At 65.1% G+C, this 17,114-nt stretch carries 10 protein-coding genes and 2 pseudogenes; 8 read left to right on the forward strand and 4 right to left on the reverse strand.

Translation table 11 applies throughout. The annotated features are described in order from the left end of the window. Together ACFVYE_RS40875 and ACFVYE_RS40880 are read left to right on the forward strand one after the other, a co-directional pair. Positions 1–3,918 (forward strand): SDR family NAD(P)-dependent oxidoreductase (locus ACFVYE_RS40875; RefSeq protein ID WP_389608648.1); only part of this gene is annotated, 3,918 nt, incomplete at its 5' end. A 122-nt stretch (positions 3,919–4,040) separates the two neighbouring features. After that, positions 4,041–5,282, forward strand: a complete 1,242-nt coding sequence (locus ACFVYE_RS40880) for an MFS transporter (RefSeq protein ID WP_383969499.1) — start codon at positions 4,041–4,043, stop codon at positions 5,280–5,282. 66 nt (positions 5,283–5,348) lie between these two features. Here ACFVYE_RS40880 and ACFVYE_RS40885 read toward each other — a convergent pair whose 3' ends face one another. Further along, positions 5,349–5,984, reverse strand: a complete 636-nt coding sequence (locus tag ACFVYE_RS40885; protein WP_383969487.1) for a dihydrofolate reductase family protein — start codon at positions 5,982–5,984, stop codon at positions 5,349–5,351. Between the two features lie 13 nt (positions 5,985–5,997). Next, positions 5,998–6,795, reverse strand: a complete 798-nt coding sequence (locus ACFVYE_RS40890; RefSeq protein WP_383969484.1) for a phytanoyl-CoA dioxygenase family protein — start codon at positions 6,793–6,795, stop codon at positions 5,998–6,000. 638 nt (positions 6,796–7,433) lie between these two features. Here ACFVYE_RS40890 and ACFVYE_RS40895 point away from each other — a divergent pair. Together ACFVYE_RS40895 and ACFVYE_RS40900 are read left to right on the forward strand one after the other, a co-directional pair. Further along, positions 7,434–8,366 carry a LysR family transcriptional regulator gene (locus ACFVYE_RS40895; RefSeq protein WP_383969482.1) on the forward strand — a complete coding sequence of 311 codons (933 nt, stop codon included), beginning with the start codon at positions 7,434–7,436 and terminating at the stop codon, positions 8,364–8,366. A 457-nt stretch (positions 8,367–8,823) separates the two neighbouring features. After that, positions 8,824–9,914 (forward strand): annotated as a pseudogene (locus ACFVYE_RS40900) (transposase). 256 nt (positions 9,915–10,170) lie between these two features. Here the strand turns inward: ACFVYE_RS40900 and ACFVYE_RS40905 are convergent. Further along, positions 10,171–10,752: a hydrolase gene (locus ACFVYE_RS40905; RefSeq protein WP_383969496.1), complete on the reverse strand. Its 582-nt coding sequence runs from the start codon at positions 10,750–10,752 to the stop codon at positions 10,171–10,173. Between the two features lie 107 nt (positions 10,753–10,859). Here ACFVYE_RS40905 and ACFVYE_RS40910 point away from each other — a divergent pair, with 107 nt between their 5' ends. After that, positions 10,860–11,189 (forward strand): hypothetical protein, encoded by a 330-nt coding sequence (locus tag ACFVYE_RS40910; protein WP_383969479.1) that lies wholly within the window; start codon positions 10,860–10,862, stop codon positions 11,187–11,189. A 362-nt stretch (positions 11,190–11,551) separates the two neighbouring features. Here the strand turns inward: ACFVYE_RS40910 and ACFVYE_RS40915 are convergent. Beyond that, a pseudogene (locus ACFVYE_RS40915) lies at positions 11,552–12,485 on the reverse strand (LysR family transcriptional regulator). A gap of 152 nt (positions 12,486–12,637) precedes the next feature. On the opposite strand from ACFVYE_RS40915, the gene ACFVYE_RS40920 reads away from it, so the two are divergent. The 3 genes from ACFVYE_RS40920 (at position 12,638) to ACFVYE_RS40930 (ending at position 17,018) form a co-directional block, all read left to right on the forward strand. Beyond that, positions 12,638–12,826, forward strand: a complete 189-nt coding sequence (locus ACFVYE_RS40920) for a hypothetical protein (RefSeq protein ID WP_383969476.1) — start codon at positions 12,638–12,640, stop codon at positions 12,824–12,826. A 254-nt stretch (positions 12,827–13,080) separates the two neighbouring features. After that, positions 13,081–16,671 (forward strand): DNA polymerase III subunit alpha, encoded by a 3,591-nt coding sequence (gene dnaE / locus ACFVYE_RS40925; protein WP_383969473.1) that lies wholly within the window; start codon positions 13,081–13,083, stop codon positions 16,669–16,671. After that, complete coding sequence (locus ACFVYE_RS40930) at positions 16,668–17,018, forward strand: DUF6300 family protein (protein ID WP_383969471.1); 351 nt, start codon at positions 16,668–16,670, stop codon at positions 17,016–17,018. The genes dnaE and ACFVYE_RS40930 overlap by 4 nt, the downstream gene beginning before the upstream one ends. Positions 17,019–17,114: the final 96 nt, after the last annotated feature.

Consider the following 17,114-nt stretch of genomic DNA (forward strand, 5'->3'; position numbering starts at 1 on the left):
CTGCACGGCCTCGACGACAAAGTCGCCATCGCCGCCATCAACAGCCCCCACTCCCTCGTCCTGGCCGGCGACCACCACACCCTCACCCACATCACCCAACAACTCCACCAACACCGCACCACCTGGCTCCGCACCTCCCACGCCTTCCACTCACCACTCATGAACCCCGCCCTCGACGAACTCCGCCACATCACCACCCACCTCACCAGCAACCCACCCACCACCCCCCTCATCTCCACCGCCACCGGCCAACCCATCGACCACACCGACCCCGAACACTGGATCCACCACGCCCGCCACACCGTCCGATTCGCCGACGCACTCCACCACACCAACCCACACACCGACACCTACCTCGAAATCGGACCCAGCGCCTCCCTCCTCCCCCACCTACCCAGCACCGCACTCACCAGCCTCCACAAAGACCAACCCGAACCCCACACCCTCACCAAAGCCCTCGCCCACCTCACAGCCAACGGCACCAACCCCAACTGGAACCACTACTTCCACAACACCGGCGCCCACCACACCCCCCTCCCCACCTACCCCTTCCAAACCAAGCGCTACTGGCTCGATCACCACGGCACGGGACCGGCCGACCTCAGCACCGCGGGCCTCGACAGCAGCGATCACGCACTGTTGGGCGTCGCGGTATCCGATCCGGAGTCCCAGGGGCTGACGTTCTGCGGCCGCATCGGTACGCAGTTGCATCGCTGGCTGGCCGATCACGCCGTCGGGGGACAAGTGGTGCTGCCAGGCACCGCGTACGTGGACCTGATGCTGCACGCGGGTTCGGTGTGCGGACTGCCCCGGCTGGACGATCTGACGCTGGAAACGCCGTTGATCATACGGAGCGACACCGCACTCGACGTCCGCATGACGATCGCGCCACCGGATGAGGCGGGCCGCAGAGCGGTGCGCCTGCACAGCCGGGCGTCCGCTCCCGGCAGCACATGGAGCCGGCATGCCAGCGCCGTCCTCGCCGCAGCTGTCGTGTCGGACGCGGACGACGGCCCGAGCGCCTGGCCCCCGCCGGACACACGTCCGATCGACCTCTCGTCGGCCTATTCCATGCTGGCGGCACACGGCCTGGACTACGGCCCCGTCTTCCAGGGTCTGCGCCGTGCGTGGTCACGACAGGGCGAGGTGTTCGCCGAAGCCGCGCTGCCCGAGGGTGTCGACGTAGGCGGGCATGTCCTGCACCCCGCGCTCCTGGACGCGACGCTGCACGCCATCGGGTTCGGTGAACTCCTCGGGGGAATCGGATCCGGTCCGCGCCTTCCTTTCGCATGGCGCGGCGTGCAGGTGAATGCCACGCGCACCAAGACCCTGCGCGTTCGGCTGGCGGCCACCAGTAGCGACACGGTGACGCTACGGCTGTACGACGACGCGGGACGCAGTGTCGGCAGCGTGGACTCCCTCACCCTGCGCAGCATGCCAATGGACCGTGTTCACACGACGATCGCGCGGTCGCTGCTTGATGTGCAGTGGGAGGTTCTCCCCCCAGCGGATCTCCGTCCCTCATGGTGGGTCATGCTCGGTGAGGACGACATCGGGCTGACGTCACTGCTCCAGGCATCCGGCATCCGGGTGGAGAAGCACGCCGACCCGGCGGGTCTCGGTACGGCGGTCACAGCGTCCGGCACGACGCCCGAGGCTGTCTTCCTCACAGTGACCGCTCCGGACGATCTCGACGTACCGGCGGCCACCGCACAGCTGACCCTCCGCGTGCTCACATTCCTGCAGACCTGGTTCGCCGACCAGCGCTTCGACACGTCACGCCTCGTCCTCATCACCCGGGGCGCCACGACCGACCCGGTCACTGCCGCACTCACAGGACTCGTCCGCACGGCCCGGGCCGAGCACCCGGGAAGGGTCGCCCTGGTCGACATCGATCCTGGTACCGGCCGCCTCAGCAGCCAGGCGCTCATCACGGCAGTCGCCGCCGATGAACCGCACATCGTCATCGGCGACGGCGTCGCGCGGGCACCCCGGTTCGTCCCCGTAGCCGCCCCTGGCCCGGCACAGGTGGACCTGTCGGCCGGGACCGTTCTGATCACCGGTGCTTCGGGAGCCCTGGGACAGCTGTTGGCGCGCCATCTCGTGGACCATCACGGCGTGCGCGACCTGCTGCTGGTGAGCCGCAGTGGGCACATGCCGGATCTGCGCGCCGCACTGGAGGGCGCCGGAGCCCGAGTTGACGTCGCCGCCTGCGACATCGCGGACCGGGATCAGGTCGCCGCGCTGCTCGCCACCCGATCGGTGCACGCTGTCGTTCACACCGCCGGCGTACTCGATGACGGCGTCATTGCCTCGTTGACCACTGATCAACTGCTCCGCGTCCTGCGACCCAAACTCGACGGCGCCTGGCACCTGCACGAACTCACCGATGACAAGACCCTCTTCGTGGTGTTCTCCTCCATAGCGGGAGTCCTCGGCTCCGCGGGCCAGGCCGCCTACTCCGCCGCGAACAGCGCCCTGGACGGTTTCGCCGCCTACCGAGCCGCCCGCGGGCTGCCCGCCCATTCCCTCGCATGGGGTCCGTGGGAGACCGAGTCAGGCATGACCGCAGGTCAACGACGGCTCAAGGGCGCCGGCGTGATACCGCTGCAGCCGGAAGAAGCACTGGCCTTGTTCGATGTCGCGCTGACCCGTCCGGAGCCGCTGCTGGTGCCGGTGCACGCCGATTTCCCGGCACTGGGCGCTGCCTCGCAAAACGGCACGATGCCGCATATCTGGCACAACATGGTCCGCCGACCAGAGAATAAAAAGCAACAAACAGAACAAAATCTGGCGTCCCAGCTGGGGCGGCTGCCGGCCGACGAGCGCCACGGAGCACTCCTGGACCTGGTCCGCCGCGAGGCGGCTGCGGTCCTCGGCCATTCCTCCGCCGACACACTCGACGGCGATCGTTCCTTCTCCGAACTCGGATTCGACTCGCTGACCGCCGTCGATCTGCGAAATCGACTCGAACTGAGAACCGGACTGCGCCTGCCGGCGAGCCTGATCTTCGAACAGCCGACCGCTCCCGTTCTCGTTCACTACCTTTCCGTAGAGCTGGGTGCGAGCAATCCGGCTTCCGCAGCCCCCCAGGACATACTCGGCGCACTGTTCGCCCAGGCGTGCGAAGAAGGAAGAATAGAAGAAGGGATAGAACTGGTGAGCATGGCAGCCAGATTCCGTCCCGCATTCAGCACAGCGGCCGAACTCGGCCGGCGGCCGCACCCGGTTCCCCTTTCACGTGGATCTGCCGAGCCGATGCTGTTCTGTTTCCCCGCGGTGGTGGCAATGTCGGGGGCACATCAGTACGCGCGTCTCGCTTCCGCTCTGCGTGACGGCCGCAGCACCGTGGTACTGCCCGAACCCGGATTCGCGGCCGGTGAGCAACTTCCGGCGAACGTGGCGGCCCTCATCGGCGTGCAGGCAAAGGCGGTGCTGGAGCAGGCTGACGGCAGGCCCTACGCCCTACTGGGCTATTCGTCCGGTGGCTGGATCGCCCACGAGGTAGCCGCACGCCTGACTCACACAGCTCTCCCGCCCAGCGGTGTCGTACTGCTGGACACCTACCTGCCCCGCGAAATGAACCCCCGGCTCAATCAGGCCTTCACCCACGGACTCTTCGCACGGCGCAGCGAGCTCGTCTCGACCGACCACGTGTCACTCACCGCCATGGGCGGCTACTTCTCCGTGTTCAGCGACTGGAATCCGACGCGTCTCGAGGTACCCACGTTGTTCCTGCGCGCCGGCGACGCACTGCCCGACTCCGACGGCAAACCTCTGCCCGACAGCGATTGGGGACCTGGATGGGCACACTGCGACACGGACCTGGAGATCCCCGGCGACCACTTCACGATCGTCGCGGAGCATGCTGAAGGTACCGCACGCACCGTGGACTCGTGGCTGAGTGGACTTAGTTGAGGCCGGTCTGAAACGCTGCGGCGAGCACAGCTGGTACCACTGGTTTGACCGGGCTGCCGGATGTCGGCTTTGATCCCCCTCGTCGAGGGCGGGATCTTCCGATCGAACGGAGCCAGCACGGGATGCGCGGCGAACAGGCGCTGCCACAGCAATTCAGGTGGCTGTGGCTGGCGTATGCAGTGAGCACCTGCGGCACATGGCTCGCGTTCGACGCCTTCCCCTTGATCGCGATCCAGGTGCTGCATGCCGAGCCCAGCGCCGTATCCGCTCTGGCCGCCGTCGGTCCGGCCGTAGGCGCGTTGATCGCGCTTCCGCTCGGTCCATGGGTGGAGTTCCGCCGCAAGCAGCCAGTCATGATCACGATGGATGTGGTCCGGTTCGCAGCGCTGCTGACCATTCCCGCAGCCTACGCACTCGGAGCGCTCAGCTTCGCCCAGCTGCTCGTCGTATCGGTACTCGTCGGTGCCGCCGACATCACCTTCACCGCGGCGAGCGGTGCGTATTTGAAGGCCCTCGTGCGCCCCGACGACCTGCTGGCGGCCAACGGACGGTTCGAGTCCACCGCGTGGACGGCGGCCATGCTCGGACCACCGCTCGGCGGTGCGGCAATCGGACTGCTCGGCCCGGTAGTGACGGTGGTGGCCAACGCGGTCAGCTTCCTGCTCTCGGCAGCGGGCATCCAGGCCATCAGGGAGAAGGAACAGCAGCCGACACGCACCCAGGGTCAGCGGCTGCGTCTGTCCGATCTGCTCGAAGGCTGGCGCTTCATCCTGGCTCCTACGGAATTGCGCAAGCTTTTCTGCAACGTTCTGCTGGTCAACGGCCTGATCATGGCGGTCTCGCCGCTGATGGCCATCCTTATGCTCGGCCAACTCGGCTTCAGCCCCTGGCAGTACGGTCTCGCGTTCGCAGCCCCATGCGTGGGCGGCCTCGTCGGCTCGCGGCTGGCCCGTCAGCTCGTGCCGCGATTCGGGCAGCACCGAATCATGACCATCGCGGGGATCGCACGCGCCTGCTGGCTGATCGGACTGGTCTTCGTCCGCCCAGGCTTCGCCGGCCTCGTTCTCGTCATCGCGGTCGAATTCGGGCTGATCACTTGTTGCGCCGTGTTCAGTCCGGTGCTGGCTACCTACCGGCTCAATCAGATCCCGGCGGGCCTTGTCGCTCGCACGCTGTCAGCCTGGACCGTCGCGAGCAAAGCCAGCACCGCGGCCCTGACCGCCCTCTGGGGCGTTCTGGCCGGCTTCACGGGTCCGCGCGTCGCAATCGCCCTCGCCGGCCTGGCCATCCTCGTCACACCGCTGCTACTCCCTCGGCAGGGGCGCCCCCGGCACACGAAGGAACCCCAGCTGGTTGCCTCGTGACCTGCCTGCCCGCCCTGAAAGGGCGAGGCCGCGGCCAGTCGCGCACGGCTCTCGAGCCGGAGCAGGTCAGTGAACGACCCGGTATCTGATGTGCGTCGCCTCCGCCGAAGAGACCACGTCCATCGGCTCGAGAACAGGGTCCCCCACACTCTCCAGCAGCCTCTCTCCAGCTCCCAGTACGATCGGTCTGAGATGAATGGTCAACTCATCGAGAAGCCCGGCTGCGAGGTACTGCTGCACCACCTTCGCTCCGCCCGCGATCGAGACGTTCTGGCCGCCGGCTGACTCACGTGCCCGTTCGAGCGCGGAATGGATACCGTCGGTGACAAAGGTGAATGTGGTGCCGCCCTTCAGCACCAGCGGCTCCCGCGGATGGTGAGTGAGCACGAACACCGGCGCGTGAAAAGCCGGCTCCTCGCCCCACCAGCCACGCCAGGAGACGTCCCAGGGACCGTCACCGCCTCCGAACATCCTCCGTCCCATGATGTAGGAACCGATCCCGTGCATGGCATCGGAAAGGACCTTGGAGTCAACCGACTCCTCCCCGCCCTCGAGCCCCCGGTGTTCGTACCAGGCCCTGGTTCCGATCAGCCATTGATGCAGGCGCATGCCACCCACACCAACCGGATTCTCGGCGCTTTGGTGCGGCCCCGCAGCGAATCCATCAAGGGACATGCCGATATGAGTAGTCAAGGCAGACATCGACCGCGTACTCCTACATCAGGTCCGACACCCGCGGATAGCGGCCATCGGGCAGTTGCTGACCGGCCTCCAGGTCCTCGTCCATCCGAGGATGACCGGGACGTGGCTGATAGATCGCCGAAGCACCCGTGTAGGAGATGATGAAAGCCAGACGGGTACCGTCCGAGGTGTTCCCGCCGCTCGCGTGTCCGACGGTGCTCTGATGGAAAGTGACGTCTCCGGCCCGTACCGGCACCGTGACCCTCGGAAACCATTCGAGCTCAGGCCACTCGGCGAACATGTAGGTCGTCGCGTGACTCTTGACGGCGGACATCTCGGCGCGGTGCTTGCCAGGCCGCTTGTGGGAGTCCGGCAGGAAGATGAGGCAGCCGCGTTCTACTGGTACGTCGACCAGGGCGATCCATGCATTCACGTTCATCGGCGACTCGAGCGGCGTGAGCGTGAGGTCCTCGTGCCAGATGGTGGGCACCTCGTCGTGCGGATGCTTGGCGTAGGCCTGCCCGCTCCACACCCTCATCGCAGTGCCCGCCAACTGCTCCGCCGCGGCACCGACGAGAGGATGGCGGACAAGGCCGCTCAAGCTGTAGTGCTTCCACCACGGGTCCGACGTGGTCCTCAGAGCGGTGCCGCCGCCGCCCATGCCGGCCCGCCTTCCATCCTCCTCGATCGTCTTCAGCGCAACCTCACGCCACTTGGCGACTTCGTCCGCGGGCAGAAGACCCGGGATATGGGCGAATCCGTGCTCTCGGAAGTTCGTGATGTGCTGTTCCCCGACAACGAAGGGCGTGGCAGAGGGCGTCGCTTTCGTCACGTTGGTTCCCCTTCAAATCTAGCCATCCAGACAACCTCGCTACATTATTAACAGCGAGACATCGTGGATGTACAGTGGACCTTTGTCCATAATTTGAAAGCGAGAGCGCATGTCAGCCATAAAACGTACGCTCCACAACCCATAATTAGCGAGAGTTCCTATATCACTGCACCGATCTCCACGTTCACCGTTTCGCCGGCTGAGTGGTCTGAAAGCCACAGAAAAATTACTGATCAATTTCCTTTCCGGATATCCCCATCAAAAACGGTATGAGCGACGGCGCTCCTTCATTCGTTCGGTGCTGGAATCACCGAACCGAAAAGAACGACCGCTGTCTCACCCTGGGCGCGGTTCCGAGTCGGACCCCACCTGCGGTAACCGGGCCGCAGCCGATCCGCTGTTACCGGTTTCCCCCTCGCCACGGGTGAGCACAGTCGAGACGACCAGGCGAGCAACTCGCACCCGGCTCGATGAACCGCCTCGGCCGGCCCGGCACCTTCGTTGACTCATGCTTCCGCAGACGGGACGCCGCGCGCCCTACGAGGAGACCCGTTGACCCGTTGAGCGTCAGATTCGTCACCCACAGAAGAACGAGCGGTGCGTCACGCTGCTGCCTCGGTGAAGGTAGGTTCTGCCACGTGGACCTCGATGCAATCAGCACCTTCGTCACCGTCGCGGAAACCGGCCAGTTCCAGGCAGCAGCCGATGATCTGGGAATCACGCAGCAAGGAGCATCGAGGCGCGTAGCGAGCCTGGAGCGAGAGCTCGGCGTAGAGCTCTTTTCGCGGGTCGCCAGAGGTGTCCGGCTCACCGAGAACGGGCAAGCACTGCTGCCCCACGCATACGACATGATCCGTGTCGCCAAGCGTGCCACGGCAGCCGTGGCATCCGGGCGCCGGGCGTTGCGCATCGATGTTGTCGGCCGCAGGATCGCACCCTCCAACACCCTTCAAGACTTCTACCAGAAACACCCCGGGATCAAGCTCGATGTCGTCACGCTGGCCAACGCTGACACCGCATCGGCACTGGCTGAAATCAGTGACGGCAATCTCGATGCCACGTTCCGGTCCCTGCGCGCCTCCGCCCGTATGCTGCCGAGTGAACTGCGGTCATCGCGTGTCATCGACGAACGGCACGAACTACTGGTCGGCCCGCGGCATCCTTTGGCGAACGCCGCGAGGGTGACCTTGGCCGAACTGGCTCAACACCCCATTTGGATGCCGGGCATGTCCGATGCGGAGCCGATCGGGTACTACGAGGATCTGGCACAAGCGTTCGGACTGACCATCGACACTCAGGGGCCGAGCTTCGGGGCCGAATCACTTCTCACTGAAATCGCCGACTCAGCCCGCCTCGCCACCCTCGTCGGTGAAGGAACACGCTATCTATGGCCCGAGAGCTACAACCTCTGCCGCATCCCGGTCGCCCGCCCCGCACCGGTCTACCCGCTCTCGGTGGTCTGGCGAGCAGACAACCCACACCCGGTGCTCGCCAGCTTCCTCGAATATCTCCACGCGAGGTACCGGACGACGGATCGCGACGACGTCTGGACTCCGGACTGGACACCATGAGACCAACCGTCTGCACCACCTTGAAGAGCGGGGTCAGACAGCACTCCATGCGCCTCGGAGAATGGTTCCTGCCACGCGAGCGGACCGCGACCCCGTCACCCACGCACTGAACGGGTCGGCCTGGAGAAGACATCACCAAGCCACCGCCCGCCGCAGCCACTACCAAAAACGCAGCTCAGGACACGAACCGCCGCTGGAGTACCAAAGCGCCTGATGCAATCTCTCATCGGTGGGCGACATGCCCTGTGTCGTGTGTGTGCTCATTGCCGCATACCCTCACGGCCCCGTGGCAACGGCCCGTCGGGCACCGTCGCACCCGTCCGCCTTGCCTAAGCTTGGCGTTTAATCGCGACAAGATCATTGCTTGTTGAGGTTTGCCGTTCGCCTGACAACGGGCGCGGCCGCCCGTGATTCTTCGGAGTGTCGAGCTTCGAAGCGTCACAGAACGGCCGAGTGAATGAGTGTGCTGGGCGAGGTCGCCCGCGTCGACCCTCTTGGTGTGTTGTCCGGGTTTCGACGGGATCTCTATGACTGTTGGGAAGCGCGGGGCGACGAGTTGTTCGAGCTGGTCGACGCTCTGCTGTGCATGGAAGGTCCGGTGAAGACGCTGGTCGAGTTGTCACTGGCTTCTGAACACCGGCGTGGTCATGGCGCTCTGTATGGCGGGTTGAACTGCGGGCGACTGGATGCGGTGCGGCTGCGCAGGGCCTTGGCCGGACTGGCCTTGCCCCGGGCTGCGGACGGGCCGACCTGCCCGTCGAACTGTTGGGACGGATGCGCTCGGACCGCGTCCTGTACTTTCCGCCACCTCCCCAGCCACCTGGCAAGCGCGGGCGCAAACCCAAGCGCGGACCGGAGTTCAAGTTCGAGGACGCCACCACCTGGCCCGCCCCTGCGATCACCACGGTCACCGAAACCACCCGCTACGGGCTGGCCATCGCCAGCGCCTGGGGCAAGCTGCACCCGCTGCTGGTCCGCCGCTCGGCGTGGGCCGACTACCCCGAGGGCGAACTATCCGGTCGTCGCAGGCACAGTGATACACCTCCGCGTCGACCACCTGACCGGGGGCCGGGACCCCAAGCCGGTCTGGCTGTGGTGGTCACGTTGCGATGCCACCGCTGCCGATGTGGACCGGCTCTGGCAATCGTTTCTGCGGCGATTCGACCTTGAACACACCTTCAGAATGATCAGCAGACCCTTGGCTGAACCGCTCCGAAACTCCGCGACCCGGCCGCGGCGGACCGCTGGACCTGGCTGGTCATCGCCGCCTATACCCAACTCCGCCTCGCCCGGCCCCTGGCCGAAGACCTCCGTCGGCCATGGGAACGGCCGACACGACATGGACGCCTCACGCCCTCGCGCGTCCGCCGGGGATTTCGCCGCCTCCACAGGAAGACCCCTCAGCTGACCAGCGCACCGAAATCCGGCACCGCGGGCCCTGGCCGGCCGGTCGGCTCGAAGAACAAGAACCGGGCCCGCGAACACCCCGTCAGAAAACACAGCAAAACCGACACGATGAAGGCCGGCGCAGACAGACAGGCACCATAAACGCCAAGCTAAGGCGACTACGCCTTCGGCAAGGCGGACGGTGACCACGGACAAAGCGCCGGGCGGGGCACTGGCTTGCGATGAGGGCTGGACATTCGACCAGCCCGGCCACGAGATGAGGCCTGCGGTGCGCCAGAAACTGCCGATTCACCGCAGGCAGTCCGCCCTCGGCGTGGGTTCCGTCGCGGCTGTCCTGCCTGGCGTCAGTACAGCTTCACCTGGTCTCTCTCCCTGCCCGCGGCCGTCGAAGGACGCGTCAACGGCTCATCCCCAGGAGTTCGACGATCTCGCCGACCGTTCCACACTCCCCGAGTAGCGGGAAGATACGTTCGATGCTGTTGCTGTGCGCCTCCGGGCTCATGTCGGCCATGGCGTCAGTGGCCAACGTGACGTGATAGCCGAGTTCATGGGCATTACGTGCGGTGGACTCCACACCGATGCTCGTGGCGATGCCGGTAAGCACAATCTGGGTGATGCCGCGGCGGCGCAGTTGCAAGTCCAGGTCGGTGCCGTAGAACGCCCCCCAGTTGCGCTTCGTGACGAGAATATCGCCGGGGTGACCGCTGAGGTCCTCAACGATCTCGTCCCAGCCGGCCGGCATGGCCCCCGCGTAGCTCGGCGCGTCCTTGCGCCCGGGTGCCCCGTCCGCCTTGTCCTCAGCCTCGGTGACGCGGACAAGGACCACTGGGGCGCCCACCTTGCGGAATGCCTCCGCGAGTTCGGCCGCCCGGGCCACGATTTCAGCGCCGGAGTACGGTACGCAGGGTGCGCCGACCATGGCATTCTGCAGGTCGATGAGGACGAGAGCAGTTCCGGCGTCAAGCTTGGTGATAGGCATGATGCGCCCTTTCAGTCTGGTGCTCACGCCGCTGGGCTCGCCACACGCGTCGCTTTCCGAACAGATATAAGAGCACTTGGCCACCAGGAGTTGTAAGGCGAGACGCAGTGCGCGAGTTCATCAAGGCTGAGCAGGAGGTTCTGGACCAAGGGCCGACCGGCTCAGGCTCCGAACTGATCGACCGCTTGCCACCGGATTCGTCCTACCGACTCACACCCGGTGCGGTGCCCGACCCTACCCTTTCCCGAACAGGGCACGAAATGCACAAAGGTACAAACGAACATGCCGTGGTACCTGTTCAGGCCAACCGGGAGCAAACCAGGTCCGGGCTCGGCGGCGAAGAGACAAGACGCCCGAACAAGGTACATTTCCATCCCAGCGGACGGGTGTTGCCGGTCCGGCCATACAAGGGCTTCGCCACCAATCGGGCAGGTTGAAGACATAACCCCCCAGCGAAAGGCGCTCTACGCGTCAGTAGAGAGTCCCGAGCCAGAATCAGCACCGTCCGCCCCTCCGACTTCAAGCCGCAGAGAACGGCCTGAAGTTGTTCATGACAACGGAACCGCCCACATAGCTCAGCACTGGGACACACCGCGCAGGCGACCCCTGACCACAGGGAGAAAACCCGCCGGAAATACCATCCGTCCACGCACCGGCCCCCACGACGCCGATGCGGCAACCTCGGTGGATTCCAGTTACTGGGACACCTTCCGGTTCTCCCATGCCATCGAGGTCCCAACGCCTCGTGTTTCATCGCTCCCTTGCGGCTTTCTCCACGTCGTGACAAGCAGACGCGAAGTCAGGCCATCCAGGAGGGAATCCAGGTGCCACCCGTGTCTTGGCTGCCTGCAGCAACTTCGGTGAGGCAGGAACGGAGAACTTTCAGCGCCGGGTGTGGGTTTTCCCGCTGCCAAATGAGCGAGTACGGGTAGACGGGGACCGGATCTGTCACCAGAATGCGCCGTAGACCGTGGCCCGTCGGCCAAACGAGCGCGCTCTTAGCTCCTTCAAAAGTGGCTGGCGCCGGACTGTCAACAATGGTGTCGACGAGCTCCTCGAAACCGAATCTGAGGTCAACGGCCTCAACGGTGACACCGAGTTCGGCGAAAAGGTCGTCGAACTAAGCGGCTCGCTCCGTGCCCGGAATTAAGTCGCTCACCCATATGCGGTGCTCTGCGAGCTCAACGACCGTCACCGACTCTCTCGCCGCCAGCGCATGCCGAGAGCCCGTGAGAAGCTGGAGCTCCTCGTCCAGAACCCGAACGTTCCCGATATCCGGCGAGATTTCCTGGCTCGTCGCGAAGACTGCACGAAACGACGCGTCGATCTCACCGGATCGCAAAGCAGCGACAGCGGCATCAGTGTCGCCCAGCCTCACCACATCGAAGCCAACGTCAGGGTACGCATGGCCAAAACCACACATGAGGCGCGACGCCGCACTGTGCTCCGAACCCATATCGACATTCAACGGACGGCCCTCACTGCGCACCGACGCCTTAGCGCGCTCGGCAACACGCATAACCTCCCGCGCGGGCAGACAAGAATGCCTGCCCGTCCATGGTGAGCTCGACACCCAGCGAAGTGCGGTGAAACAATTGCACGCCAAGGCCACGTTCCAACGCGGCAATACGCTTGGAGACAGCCTGCTGAGTGATTGCCAACCCGACGGCCGCTTCCTGGAACCGCCCAGCGTCGGCGAGCGTGAGGAAGGTCCGCATTTTCTCAAGGTCCACGCCGAAACCCTACCCACACGAACCATGCGTTGTGTCCTCCACGCAACGACAACTACGGACAGTTCCATTGATCTCGGCTGGCGGTAGCAGCGACAACGCCGAGCCTGACGCCCACCAAGCGCTGGCGATCCTGTCTGACGACCACCGACACGGTGCTCGACAGACTGGTGGGACAACCGATCGGTGACGGCCTGGATGGTGTCGGTGACGTGCTCGCGGCGGCTGAGGTGGCGGGCCCGTACTGCCAAGTTCTCCAGGATGGCGATGCCGTGCTACGCCCGGATGCACCGCGCGGTGAAAATCTTGCACCGGCTCAGCCGGACAAAAGTATTTTTACCTGATGGCCACGCCGTGTACTGGGTTACCTCGCAGAGGGCCGACTGCCGCTCCAATCTACTTCCCGCAGTGCGGCACGTCGCTGCCGCCGCACTGTGCGACGTGCTCGTACAGGGCCGGGGAGCTCTGTCCTGCGGTGATGGTTTCGTGACATCGGCCGGTTTCGAATCGTCTTTGGGACGGCCCGGGTTGAGGCACGGAGCACCTCTCCGAGCGCTAGGGTGAAGCCTCCCCGTAACCCCATGGAGGTGCGCTCCCGGTGCCCGATTCCTTCGTCCACTTACACAACCACACCGAATACTCCATGCTCGACGGCGCGCAGCGGCTCAAGCCGATGTTCGAGGAAGTCTCCCGTCAGGAGATGCCCGCGATCGCGATGAGCGATCACGGAAACATGTTCGGTGCGTACGAGTTCCAGCAGGTGGCCAAGGGCTTCCAGAACGTGAAGCCAATCATCGGGATCGAGGCGTACGTCGCTCCGTCCTCCCGGCGCATGCGCAAGCAGGAGTTCTGGGGCCCAGGCGGTGTCCGGGCGATGTCGGACGACGGGGAGGGCTCGAAGGACGTCTCCGGCGGCGGGCGCTTCACCCACATGACGATGTGGGCGCAGAACGTGACGGGGTTGAAGAACCTCTTCTTCCTGTCGACCGAGGCCAGCTACACGGGCCAGTTCCCGGCCGGCAAGCCCCGCATGGACATGGAACTGATCTCCGAACACTCCGAAGGAATCATCGGGACGACCGGCTGCCCGTCCGGGGCGATCCAGACCCGGCTGCGGCTGAACCAGTACGACGAAGCACGTGAGGTCGCCGCGTCCTACCAGGACATCCTCGGCAAGGAGAACTACTTCCTGGAGCTGATGGACCACGGCCTGGACCTGGAACGCAACGTCCGCGAGGACCTGCTGCGGCTGGCGAAGGACCTCAGTATCCCGCTCCTGGCCACGAACGACGCGCACTACGTTCTGGAAGAGCACGCCGACGCCCACGACAACCTCCTGTGCATCGGGGTCGGCAAGGACAAGGCCGACCCGAAGCGCTTCCGGTTCAACGGCACCGGCTACTACCTCAAGACCGCCTCGCAGATGCGGGAGCTCTTCTCCGAGATCCCCGAGGCGTGCGACAACACGCTGCTGATCGCCGAGCGCATCGAGTCCTACGAGTCGGTGTTCAAGAACGTCGACGAGATGCCGAACTTCCCCGGAGTCCCTGAAGGGGAGACCCAGGAGTCCTGGCTACGCAAGGAATGCCTCAAGGGCCTGGCGATGCGCTACGGCGACCCGATCCCGGCCGAGGTTCTGGAGCGGTTCGAGACCGAGATGAAGGTCATCGGGCCGATGAACTTCTCCAGCTACTTCCTCGTCGTCGCGGACATCTGCAAGTACGCCCGCGACAGCAAGATTCCCGTCGGGCCCGGCCGTGGATCGGCGACCGGGTCGATCGTGGCGTACGCGACGCGCATCACCGAGTTGTGCCCGCTCGAGCACGGACTGCTCTTTGAGCGGTTCCTCAACCCGGAGCGCATCAACCCGCCGGATGTCGACCTCGACTTCGACGACCGTCACCGGGACCGGATGGTGCGCTACGTCGTGGAGAAGTATGGCGACGAGTACACCGCCATGGTCAACACGTTCGGCAAGCTCAAGGCCAAGAACGCGATCAAGGACACTTCCCGGCTGTTGGGCTACCCCTTCTCCCACGGCGAGCGCATCACCAAGGCTCTGCCGCCCGACGCCAACGGCAAGTCGATCCCGATCAGCGGGATCTTCGACTCCAGCCACCCCCGCTACGGGGAAGCGGGCGAGATCCGCGCCCTGTACGAGGCGGAGCCCGAGGTCAAGAAGGTCGTCGACGGCGCCCGCGGGGTGGAGGGACTGATCCGCGGCACCGGCGTGCACGCGGCCGCTGTCATCCTTTCCAAGACCCGGCTCACCAACCGCATCCCGCTGCACATGCGTGCCAAGGACGGCGTCAAGATCACCGGGTTCGACTACCCGTCCTGCGAGGACATGGGTCTGGTCAAGATGGATTTCCTGGGTCTTCGGAACCTGGGCGTCATCGACCATGCCATCCAGAACGTCCGCGAGAACCGCGGTGTCAACATCACCACCGACACAATGCCGACCGACGGCGCCCAGCAGATCCCGCTGGACGACGTCACCACCTACAAGCTCCTCGCCAGCGGCGACACCTTCGGGGTGTTCCAGCTCGACGGAGCCGGCATGCGCACCCTTCTCAAGCAGATGGAACCCACCCGGTTCGAAGACATCGCGGCAGCCCTCGCCCTGTACCGGCCCGGCCCGATGGCGGCCAACGCGCACACCAATTACGCGTTCCGCAAGACCGGAAAGCAGCCCATCACCCCGATCCACCCGGAGCTGGAATCAGCCCTGGAGCCGATCCTCGGCAACACCTTCCACCTGCTCGTCTACCAAGAGCAGATCATGGCCATCGCCCGGCAGCTCGCCAACTACACCCTGGGCGGTGCAGACCTGCTGCGCCGGGCCATGGGCAAGAAGAAGCCCGAGGTCCTGGCGGCGGAGTGGGACAAGTTCTCTGACGGCATGATCAAGCAGAACGGTTACAGCGAAGAGGCCACCAAGGCCCTGTGGGACGTCATGCTCCCCTTCTCCGGGTACGCATTCAACAAGTCCCACACCGCCGGATACGGCCTGGTCAGCTTCTGGACCGCCTACCTCAAGGCGAACTACCCGGCCGAGTACATGGCGGCACTCCTCACCTCGGTGGGCGACGACAAGGACAAAGCCGGGATCTACCTGGCCGATGCCCGCAGGATGGGCGTCCAGGTCCTCCAGCCCGATATCAACGAGTCCGTCGCCAACTTCACCGCCATCGGCGACGACGTCCGCTTCGGGCTCCGCTCCGTACGTAACGTCGGTGAGGGCGTCATCGAGTCCCTCGTCTCCACCCGCAAGGAGAAGGGGAAGTTCACATCCTTCCCCGACTTCCTCGACAAGGCCGATATCGGGGCGCTCCAGAAGCGAGCCCTGGAATCCCTCATCAAGGCCGGCGCCTTCGACTCCCTCGACCACTCCCGGAAGGGACTGTCCGCGGTCCACGAGGAGGCCGTCGACTCGATCATTCCGGTGAAGAAGCAAGCCGCGATCGGGCAGGACGACCTGTTTGGCGACCTCGGCGGGGACAGCGGTGAACCGGTCTTCGGCCTGGACTTCGCCATTGACATGGACGAGTGGCCCCGCAAGGTCCTGCTCGCCGCCGAGCGAGACATGCTCGGCCTGTACGTGTCCGCGCACCCCTTGGACGGCACCGAGCACATCTTGTCGCGCAACCGCGACGCCACCATCAGCGAGCTCCTCGCATCCGGTCGCACCGAAGGCAGTGTGCGGCTCTCCGGATTGATCAACGGTGTGACCCTCAAGATGACCAAGCAGGGCAACGCGTGGGCCCTCGTGAACCTCGCCGACCGTGATGGGGAGATGGAGGTTCTGTTCTTCCCCGCCGCCTACACCCTGGTTCAGCACGCTTTGATCCCCGACAGCGTGGTTTCCGTTCAGGGACGCGTCAACGATCGCGACGGAACCATCAGCCTCGTTGGGCAGGAGATTCAGGTCTTGGACGTGTCCTCCGCGGAAAGCGGTAAACGCCCGCCGGTGCAGCTCGCGCTGCCCTATCACCGGGTCAACGAACCGAACGTGCAGCGCCTGAAAAGTATCCTCAGCGCACACAAGGGCGAGAGCCCCGTACGGCTCCAGGTGCGAACGCCCGGCAAGACCGTCGTGTACGAGCTGGGCTTCCTCGTGGACCCGACTTCGGTCGCCTCCGACATCAAGGGAACCTTCGGCCCGGATACGTGGGTAGGCGTCGCTTGAGCAATAACGGGCACGCCCTCGCCGTCCGGCTGGACGATGTGCCGGACTGCCCCGGGTGCGGAACACCCGGACTGATCCTTGCCTCCTTCCCCCGCGCCTGGCTGAACCAGAGCGGACGAGAGGTCCGCGGGACGGGTGCAGCCGTGCTGTGCTCGCCCTGCCACAGCGACGATCCCGATGCCGCCGAACTGCTGGCATTGTTCGCCGTGGACGGGAGCGCCACGGACCAGAACATGCAAACGTTCGTCCAGCTGGCGACGCTGTGGGCGGAAGCGATGAGTCGTCGATTACCCGACCCCAAATCTCTTGCGGAAGAGGAAAATCTCTGGAGACTTGGGGAACTCTAAAGGCTTCGCCGACGTGGCCCCGGCGCTGAGTGCGGGGGACGACCGTTCAGTCACAACGACATCCCGGCCACGCCACCTCCGGGTCGGCCCTGTAGC

This window comes from Streptomyces sp. NPDC058239 (assembly GCF_042882185.1).
Lineage (GTDB): Bacteria > Actinomycetota > Actinomycetes > Streptomycetales > Streptomycetaceae > Streptomyces.

What these genes read in the sequence shown, in the direction of transcription:
- ACFVYE_RS40885 (WP_383969487.1), bottom strand. Translation starts at nt 5,984, where the DNA reads ATGTCTGCCTTGACTACTCATATCGGCATGTCCCTTGATGGATTCGCT.
- ACFVYE_RS40905 (WP_383969496.1), bottom strand. Translation starts at nt 10,752, where the DNA reads ATGCCTATCACCAAGCTTGACGCCGGAACTGCTCTCGTCCTCATCGAC.
- ACFVYE_RS40880 (WP_383969499.1), top strand. Translation starts at nt 4,041, where the DNA reads ATGCGCGGCGAACAGGCGCTGCCACAGCAATTCAGGTGGCTGTGGCTG.